This is a genomic window from Aliibacillus thermotolerans (assembly GCF_027853235.1).
Classification (GTDB): domain Bacteria; phylum Bacillota; class Bacilli; order Bacillales; family Marinococcaceae; genus Aliibacillus; species Aliibacillus thermotolerans.
Genome location: NZ_WKJG01000060.1, coordinates 1 through 8713 on the forward strand (window position 1 = coordinate 1; position 8713 = coordinate 8713).

Below are 8713 nucleotides of genomic sequence, written 5' to 3' on the forward strand. Positions count from 1 at the left end.
CCTATACTGTAATATTTCATTTTACAACCTCCTACTTTGTATATTATACAAGAAAGTAGGAGGTATTTCAACAATAATTTTTGACTTTTATATATTTTTATAAAGTTTATGTCATCTGCACTTCACCCTCTCGCGTTTTTTGCTATTTCCAAGCTGATCAACCGGTCAATATGCTATACTTAAAAGAAAATATAAGGTGATACAGTGATTCAAAAAAGACTTTCTGACAGTGTGGCAGATGATATTATGGCGATGATTGCCATTGAAAAAAGATTTCTCCCGGGGGATAAACTTCCAAATGAAAATGAACTTTCAGAAGAGCTTGATGTCAGTCGGACGACGTTACGAGAAGCAGTCCGAATTCTTGTAACACATGGCATTTTAGAAATTAAACGTGGCAAAGGAACATTTGTGAAAGAAGACATTGATGTCGATCATCTCGAATCCCTTGGATTTCTTGCGGATGAAAAAATAAACGCAAAAGATTTGTACGAAATTCGCTTAATTGTGGAACCAGAAGCTGCTTACTACGCAACACTTCGCGCTAGTGACGCAGAAATCAAGCGAATTTTAGAGTACGGAAAACAAATCGAAGAGAAAATTAAACGAAATGAAGATCGCACCGAAACAGAACAGAAATTCCATCAAGCAATCGCAAAAGCAACACACAATCAATTTATGGAAAAATTATTGCCGGTCATTTACCAAGGAATTAATAAAGGGGTCATCTTATCAAAGAGAAAAGAAGTGGCAGTAAAAGAAACAGTCACTGACCATCAAATGATCATGGAATTTATGAAAAATCGCAATCCGGAAGGGGCAAGAAGCGCAATGAAAATTCATATTTTACATGCGATGAAAGAATTAGGCATTGAATAAGAGAAAACAGTTTTTTCATAGGGAGCCAGAGAAATGCTTCCTGTGTTTGACTGCTGGAAGAAGAAAGAAAAAATCGACTATTGAAGGTTTAGTATCATCATACAACGTTATTGACAGTAGACAACATAAAAGATAAAATGTTTTCAAATAAAAAAGCGAGGGTGTGTAATGATGAGTAGAAGAAGTGACATGATTAAAATTGGAGTCGACCGTGCTCCTCACCGTAGTCTTCTCTATGCTACCGGAAAAGTAAAAGCAAAAGATTTAGACAAACCGTTTATCGGGGTTTGTAACTCTTATATTGATATTATCCCAGGCCACGTTCATTTGCGTGAATTCGCAGACGTGGTAAAAGAAGCGATCATAGAAGCGGGCGGAATTCCATTTGAGTTTAACACGATCGGTGTTGACGACGGCATTGCGATGGGACATATCGGCATGCGCTATTCATTACCGAGCCGGGAATTAATCGCGGACAGTGCGGAAACAGTGATTAATGCTCACTGGTTTGACGGTGTCTTTTATATTCCGAACTGTGACAAAATTACGCCGGGGATGTTAATGGCAGCAGTTCGGACAAACGTCCCTTCCGTTTTCGTTTCCGGTGGACCGATGGAAGCAGGGACAAGCTCCTCTGGAAAACAACTTTCATTAACTTCTGTGTTTGAAGGAGTCGGTGCTTATAAGTCCGGTCAAATGACAGAAGAAGAATTTAAAGACATCGAACAAAATGCATGTCCTACCTGTGGTTCTTGTTCTGGAATGTTCACCGCAAACTCCATGAACTGTTTAATGGAAATGTTAGGAGTCACTCTTCCAGGAAACGGTTCGATTGTAGCGACAAGCGATGAGCGAAAAGAACTTATTCGAGAAGCGGCGAAACATCTCATTCGCATGATTGAAGAAGACGTAAAACCACGAGACATTATTACAAAAGAAGCCATTGACGATGCTTTTGCCCTTGACATGGCAATGGGTGGTTCCACCAACACTGTCCTTCACACGTTAGCGATCGCAAACGAAGCAGAAATTGACTACAACTTAGAAGACATTAATAAAATTGCAGCTCGAGTTCCATATCTCGCGAAAATTATGCCAGCTTCAGACATCTCCATGGATGATATTAATAAAGCCGGTGGAATCAGCGCGATTATAAACGAACTATCAAAAATTCCAGGCGCCATTCATCCGGAGCGTATCACAGTAACAGGTCAAACGATTGGCGAACTAGTAAAAGACTACGAAATCAAAGATAAAGAAGTGATCCGTCCAAAAGATAACCCATACAGCCCGGTGGGAGGATTATCGATTTTATACGGAAACATCGCTCCAGAAGGCGCTGTCATTAAAGTCGGAGCCGTAGACCCTAACATTAAAGAATTTGAAGGAGAAGCCATCGTCTTTGATTCACAAGAAGAAGCGCAAAAGGCAATCGACAATGGCGATGTGAAAGAAGGACATGTCGTGATTATTCGCTACGAAGGTCCAAAAGGTGGACCAGGAATGCCGGAAATGTTAGCACCTACTTCCGCTATTATGGGACGCGGTCTCGGAAGCTCTGTCGCACTCCTTACTGATGGACGTTTCTCCGGTGCTTCCCGCGGAATTTCCATCGGACACATTTCTCCTGAAGCAGCAGAAGGCGGTCCTATTGCTTTAATTGAAAATGGCGATATCATTGAAATCGACTTACCAAACCGTACACTGAACGTGAGACTCTCCGACGAAGAACTAGAAGAACGGAGAAAAAATCTCAAACCATTCGAACCAAAAATTAAAAATGGTTGGCTTGGACGATATTCCAAACTTGTGACAAACGCCTCCAAAGGCGGTATTATGAGCATATAATAAAGAAAAAGCTATCATTCTATGAAACAATGTAGAATGATAGCTTTTATTCACTTTTCTTTATCCCTTTCGCCTATTCTTCTTAGGATCTGATCGGTGAATATGTATAGGAATGTATGTTCCTATTATATCATGAGAGAAAACAAATGAAACGGATTTTTTTAAAAGTAAAATAATATAGAAAAAACTGTTTTCCTACTTCTTACAACATTCATGCAGTGATAGAGAAGCTGAGACATAACTAGCCAAAAAGAATGGTTCTAAGCACTAAAATTTGCTTGGAACCATTTTTGTAAGGTTTTTTCATTTTTTTCTAATGGATGGGTTACTATTTCTATAAGTTTCCCGCCAGAAGCGCATGCACAAGAAGTATAAATGAGCCTCCAATGATTCTATGTCACCAGTATGATGTACGCGAATCGTCAGCAGATGCCCGAATGCAGCGCAAGCCCCCAATCGAAGTTTCCCTGGAACGAGATTCCCCATTTGTATCATATTTCGTCGTATGAATCTTTTATACGACACTTCATTGCATCGTTCTCGCAATAAAAGGTCGTATGAAACGTGTTGCAACTTGTTTTTATCCTCATTTCTTCCAATTTCAACTACCATGCAACCATTCGACCGGTGTTTGAAAAAATGAAGCGTCGTATGAAACGTTTATGGAACGATTTATCTTCTTTTTTTAAGCGTCATTCGTCGCATGAAGCAGAAAAACGCTCCGAATCACCTATTTATTTCCAATTCCATCTCTCTTACAACCACTCCTGTTTAGATTGCACGAAAAAAGTGTCGCATCACCAGTTCATACGACACTTTTTTTATCATTTTCATTTTTAAATGTTCTTTGTACATAAAAAGAGAGACTCACCAAGTTTTTGGCGATGACTGAAGTTTTGTCCCAGCCACTTCTTTTTGTAGTGTTCGTTTTTGTTGTAGTAATGCTTGAAATTCTGCTTCTAAATCCTTCGATGGTTCGAGACTTAACCTACTTAACACATCGGAGATTTTTGTTTCTATTAATAACAACTGTTCTTCCACATTCCTTTTATCTTCACTATTTCTCTGTTGAAACTGTTCATAAGTCCCATCAAAAAAGATAAGCTCTCCTTCTTCCATTGCGATGATTTTCGTAGCAATCTTTTCGACAAACCGACGATCATGGGAGACGAATAAAACGGTCCCTTCATACTCCAGTAACAATTTTTCTAATGCTTCCATCGCTTCAATATCCAAAAAATTGGTTGGCTCATCTAATATGAGCGCATTGCTGTTGCTTAAAAATAGTTTCGCTAATGCTACTTTCACTCGTTCGCCACCACTTAAGACGTTCACTTGTTTATAGACATCGTCACGGTAAAAGTGAAGTCTTGCTAGCACCGTGCGAATAAGCGTTTCATCGTGAATGGCTGTTTCTTTTACGTTATCAAGAATAGACGCTTCTTCATCTAACAACGTTAAATCTTGTTTAAAATAAGCAATTTTACATGCTGAGGAAATGGTGACGTGCTCCTTGTCTGTTAATAATTTTCGAAGTAGCGTCGTTTTTCCAGCTCCGTTTTCACCAATAATCGCTACTTTATCCCCGCCTCGAATGAAAAAGTTCGCATCATCCCAAAGCATTTTATTCCCGACTTTTCCATCTAAATGGGCAACTTGAATTATATTTCGTCCTGATAATTTTTCTTGAAAAGGAATATGCATTTGAAGCGGTTTTTCTTCAAAAGGTTTCTCCACTTTTTCTAGTTTTTCTAATCTCGTTTCCAATGCTTTTGCAGTTTGCTGTAGTTTCTTTTGTTTCTTTGCAAAATATGGCTTGGCACCAGTAATTTTTGCTTCTGAGCGACTCAATTGTTTCGGCTTTTTCGTAGCGCGTGATGCCTTTTGTTCTTTTTTCATAATCGCACGTTCCAGTTGTTGTTTCTTTGCTTGATAATTTTCATACGCCTGTCTCTTAGTTTCAAGTGCTTGTTGCTTCTGAACGCTATATACTTCATAATTTCCAACATATTGGTGAATCGTTTCATCAGCTATCTCCCAAATCTTCGTACACACAGCATCTAAAAAAGCGCGGTCATGGGAAACGACGATAAAAGCCCCTTGCCACTGTGAAAACAACTGCTCGATCCATTCAATATGTTTTTGATCAAGATGAGTAGTCGGCTCATCCGCCAGCAGCAAACCATTTTGCTTAGAAAAAGCCTGTTGAATGTAGCGTTGGGTCACTTCTCCACCACTTTTGTGACCAGTATGCTTTTTTAGCTGGGGTAACAAGGAAACTGTGCTGTAACGAATAATCTCTCCCCTCTCAGGCTCCACCTCTCCTGCAAGGGTATGCAATAACGTTGATTTACCAGTACCATTTTTACCAATCAGACCAATCCGATCTCCTTCATAAACTTCTAACGATTTCACTTCCAATAGTGTCCTTGTAGGAACAGAAATTGTCAGTTCATTTGCTTGTAGTAACATTCGATCACTTCCTAATTCGGAGACAAAAAAGCCTCCATATTCTAGCTATCCAGAATAGGAGACTTTACCGATCAAAGAGTATAACAGAAATAGCGCATCATGAGAAAAACGCTATCGCCTCACCTCAGTTCATATCAGTATAATCCTATTCTGAATACCTCATAAAGACACACTTATCCCATATACAAGGAATTTGCTTTATGAAAATATTACGAAAAATAGGATTATAACTTCATTGGCCTAAGGCTCACCCTTTCTGTTTTGTTAATTTCAGTGTAGATGCAATTTTCTCCAGTGTCAATAAGTTTACTGCTATATCCCATATTGATGCTACTACATTTGTACACTTATTTCGTCTACTTCCCACTAAAAGCAGCAGTACGTTTCTCTAAAAAAGCTTGCGTCCCTTCCTTCTTATCATTCGTTCCATACAAAACAGCCTGTGCTAGATTTTCTATTACTAGGGCTGTATCCATATCAGCATCATATCCTTTATTAACAACTAGCTTAGCCATTTGTACTGCTAACGGCCCTTTTTGGACAATTCGCGTTGCTTTATCTTTTGCTGTATCAAATAATTCCCTTTGTGGAACAACATTGGAAACAAGTCCAAGTTGTTTTGCTTCATCTGCTAGCAAAAATTCTCCAGTTAATATCATATCCAATGCTTTCCCTTTACCAATTACTCTGGACAGTCTCTGCGTCCCACCTGCTCCAGGGATAACTGCGAGATCTAACTCTGTCAAACCCAATTGAGCATTTTCCGAGGCAATTCGAATATCACAGGCTAGAGCAAGTTCGAAACCTCCTCCTAATGCATATCCATTAATTGTGCTGCAATGGTGGCCTTTTTGCTATTTTCAATCTTCCGGTATACTTCTGACATACTACCACTTTCAAACGCATCCATAGATTCTCTTGTCGCTAGCTGGTTGATATCAGCACCGGCAGTGAATGCTTTTTCTCCCTCTCCAATAAAAATAATGACATCGATATCCTCATCATCTTCAATTGCTTTCAGAGCAGATAAAATTTCTTTTAGCGTCTCCTCATTTAAAGCGTTTCTTACTTCCGGACGATTTAGAATAATTGTAGCTATGCTATCCTCTTTATCCAACAAGATATTGTTATATCCATTTTACTCTCTCCCTCTTTTATAGTTGCGTTGAAGTTGAGCGGCGATGATATTTTTCTGTATCTCTGAGGTTCCCTCATAAATTCTTGTGATCCGGGCATCACGGTAAAAGCGTTCAATCGGGTATTCTGAAATATAGCAAATACCACCGTGAATTTGCAAAGCCTTATCTGCTACACGATTGTACGTCTCCGATCTAAGTAGTTTTACCATTGCTGCTTCTTTAATTACCTTTTCATTTCGATCCACCATCGCAGCAACACGATAAACAAAAGACCTAAGTGCTTCGATTTCCATTGCCATCTCCGCTAAATAATGCTGAATAATTTGCTGTTCAAAAATGGGTTTTCCAAACTGGATTCTTTAGTCGCTCCACACTATATTACAAATTGAAAAAATATGACATTAAGTTAGACATCAAATTCAAAGCATAAGAAAAAAGTTTACACTGGGCTTTTGCTTTTCTTTTAGGAGATACACCAAAAGCCCTTTAACGAAAATATGAACAAGTTACTACTACCCAAAATCCAAAGAGAATCTTTGTCTCAGCACAGGTCTCCCTGCCTTTTTCCTGTTTTCATGCCTCATATATAATTAAGTCTTATTCTTCAAGTGCTTCTAATCTCTCTTCCAGAACCCCATCATCTGAATGGTCGTCCAATTCAATGTTTAACGCCATGTTGTAAATTTCTTTTGCTTTCTTGTGATTCACTGGCACCCCATCTCCAAAAGCATACATGTCTCCCCAGCCAACATATCCGAAGATCCAGCGCGGATATGCTTTAATAATTTCCTGAAACCTCTTTTCTCCTTCCTCTACTTTACCAATCATAAAATAGGCTTCCGCTTCTGCCCGCAGCATATTTTTAATCATCAATTCATCACTTTCCGGAAACCTCTCCACAAATGAACGGCAGTACTCTATTCCAAGTTTGAAAAAACGAGAGCTTTCACGCCAACCCGCATTCATTACGTTCATTTCGATATCTTGACACCAATTGCTCGGAATATTGTCTCCTTTATACACGCTGTCCGTATCTCCTATATCACGATAATTTTCATATTTTTGAGTAAATACATTCCATTGGGACAGCCACAGATCACACGCTTCACCCAATCGATCTTCTTCTATTAGTGCATATCCCTTGTCAATCATGACGTCCAATTCTTCATCACAAGGAAGTTCATCTTCTCCCAATCTATTCCACAATTCCCATGCTGCAAACCAAGGGAAATCTTCATCAAACCCTACTGCAGAAACGTTGCATGTTTCAAACCACATCTCCGATAAATCTTCCGCAGATTGGAATACCCGAATATCTCGTAGAAATTGTTCTTTATCAAATGGAATATTTATAAAGCCAAGCTTAGCGGTAATATCACTTGTGCTCATCAACTCTACTTCTTCCTTACTCCAATACTCCGTTTTAGGAACAAAAAGCTCTGTTTTATCAATACAGCATTTTTTGAATTTCTTACCGCTTCCACACGGACATGGGTCATTACGACCTATTTTCATCTTGATGCGTTCCTCCTTTAATTTCTTCTAAAATTCTTCCCTAAAAATATTTTTAAGGTCGATAGATAAATCTTCGAATAGACTTACTTTCACTTTTTCATCATTCGCGAATATACCAACATGTTTGTACTCATTGTTTTCTAATACATAGACATCAATGATTTCGTGGACAGGGTCCACAATCCAATATTCTTTCACACCGGCTTGTTGATACCGATGAAACTTAACGAGCTTATCTATTTTAGCAGTGGACTTTGACAAAATTTCAACGATGAAGTCTGGTGCTCCTACTATTCGATTTTCGTGTATCTTATTCTTATCACATACAATCACTATATCAGGCCTCAACCATTCATCCACTTTATTCGGATCATCTTCTCCAGAAAGGCAAACATCAATTTCCACAAGTAATCTGCATGATTTGTTTCTCATATACATATTGAATTCTGTTGATAACTCCACTAAAACCGATTGATGTTTCACATTTGGAGATGGTGACATATTGTAGATTTTACCATCAATGACCTCATATTGTACGTCTTCCCCTAATTGTAAGTACTCAGCATAGGTCAACGTGTTTTTATTAGGAAGTTCCATTTCATCACCCCTTCATTGATTTTTGTTTTATATTATACAGTATTTAAATTGAATCAAAAGTCTTAGCCCAAAATTCACCTTAGGGGCTGGTTTCCCTTGTTAGCTAGCGCGCTAACGCTTGCTTGCCCCTCATTTTGGGGCTGTCCAAAAAGTCAGTAGAAACTGACTTTTTGGAGTCCCTTTTCTATTTCTCATTTTGAAAAATGTGCACAAAAAAATCGCCCTTTATTGTAAAATGAAGTTACCACACAACATTTACAAAA

The 8713-nt window shown here is 38.7% G+C and carries 6 protein-coding genes and 2 pseudogenes; 2 read left to right on the forward strand and 6 right to left on the reverse strand.

Annotation, left to right across the window (positions count from 1 at the left end):
* Positions 1-204: 204 nt before the first annotated feature.
* Both GJS40_RS09900 and ilvD read left to right on the forward strand, forming a co-directional pair.
* Entirely contained in the window at positions 205-879 is a 675-nt protein-coding gene (locus GJS40_RS09900; protein WP_270897704.1) for a FadR/GntR family transcriptional regulator, read from the forward strand.
* Between the two features lie 168 nt (positions 880-1047).
* Entirely contained in the window at positions 1048-2727 is a 1680-nt protein-coding gene (gene ilvD, locus GJS40_RS09905) for a dihydroxy-acid dehydratase (RefSeq protein ID WP_270897705.1), read from the forward strand.
* Between the two features lie 867 nt (positions 2728-3594).
* Here the strand turns inward: ilvD and GJS40_RS09910 are convergent.
* From GJS40_RS09910 to GJS40_RS09930, 6 genes and pseudogenes are all read right to left on the reverse strand, one after another.
* Entirely contained in the window at positions 3595-5199 is a 1605-nt protein-coding gene (locus GJS40_RS09910; protein ID WP_270897706.1) for a Vga family ABC-F type ribosomal protection protein, read from the reverse strand.
* A 356-nt stretch (positions 5200-5555) separates the two neighbouring features.
* Positions 5556-6029: an enoyl-CoA hydratase-related protein gene (locus GJS40_RS14495; protein ID WP_333723921.1), complete on the reverse strand. Its 474-nt coding sequence runs from the start codon at positions 6027-6029 to the stop codon at positions 5556-5558.
* A complete protein-coding gene (locus GJS40_RS14500; protein WP_333723920.1) occupies positions 6011-6319 on the reverse strand; it encodes an enoyl-CoA hydratase/isomerase family protein in 309 nt (102 codons plus the stop codon). The genes GJS40_RS14495 and GJS40_RS14500 overlap by 19 nt, the downstream gene beginning before the upstream one ends.
* An 18-nt stretch (positions 6320-6337) precedes the next feature.
* A pseudogene (locus GJS40_RS09920) lies at positions 6338-6697 on the reverse strand (acyl-CoA dehydrogenase family protein); the annotation flags it as partial.
* Positions 6698-7775: 1078 nt separating this feature from the next.
* Positions 7776-7853 (reverse strand): annotated as a pseudogene (locus GJS40_RS14570) (SEC-C metal-binding domain-containing protein); the annotation flags it as partial.
* 27 nt (positions 7854-7880) lie between these two features.
* Positions 7881-8450: a Uma2 family endonuclease gene (locus GJS40_RS09930; RefSeq protein ID WP_270897708.1), complete on the reverse strand. Its 570-nt coding sequence runs from the start codon at positions 8448-8450 to the stop codon at positions 7881-7883.
* Between the last annotated feature and the right edge of the window lie 263 nt (positions 8451-8713).

Coding starts and splice junctions, on each gene's coding strand:
- ilvD (WP_270897705.1), top strand. CDS start 1,048: ATGATGAGTAGAAGAAGTGACATGATTAAAATTGGAGTCGACCGTGCT.
- GJS40_RS09910 (WP_270897706.1), bottom strand. CDS start 5,199: ATGTTACTACAAGCAAATGAACTGACAATTTCTGTTCCTACAAGGACA.
- GJS40_RS09930 (WP_270897708.1), bottom strand. CDS start 8,450: ATGGAACTTCCTAATAAAAACACGTTGACCTATGCTGAGTACTTACAA.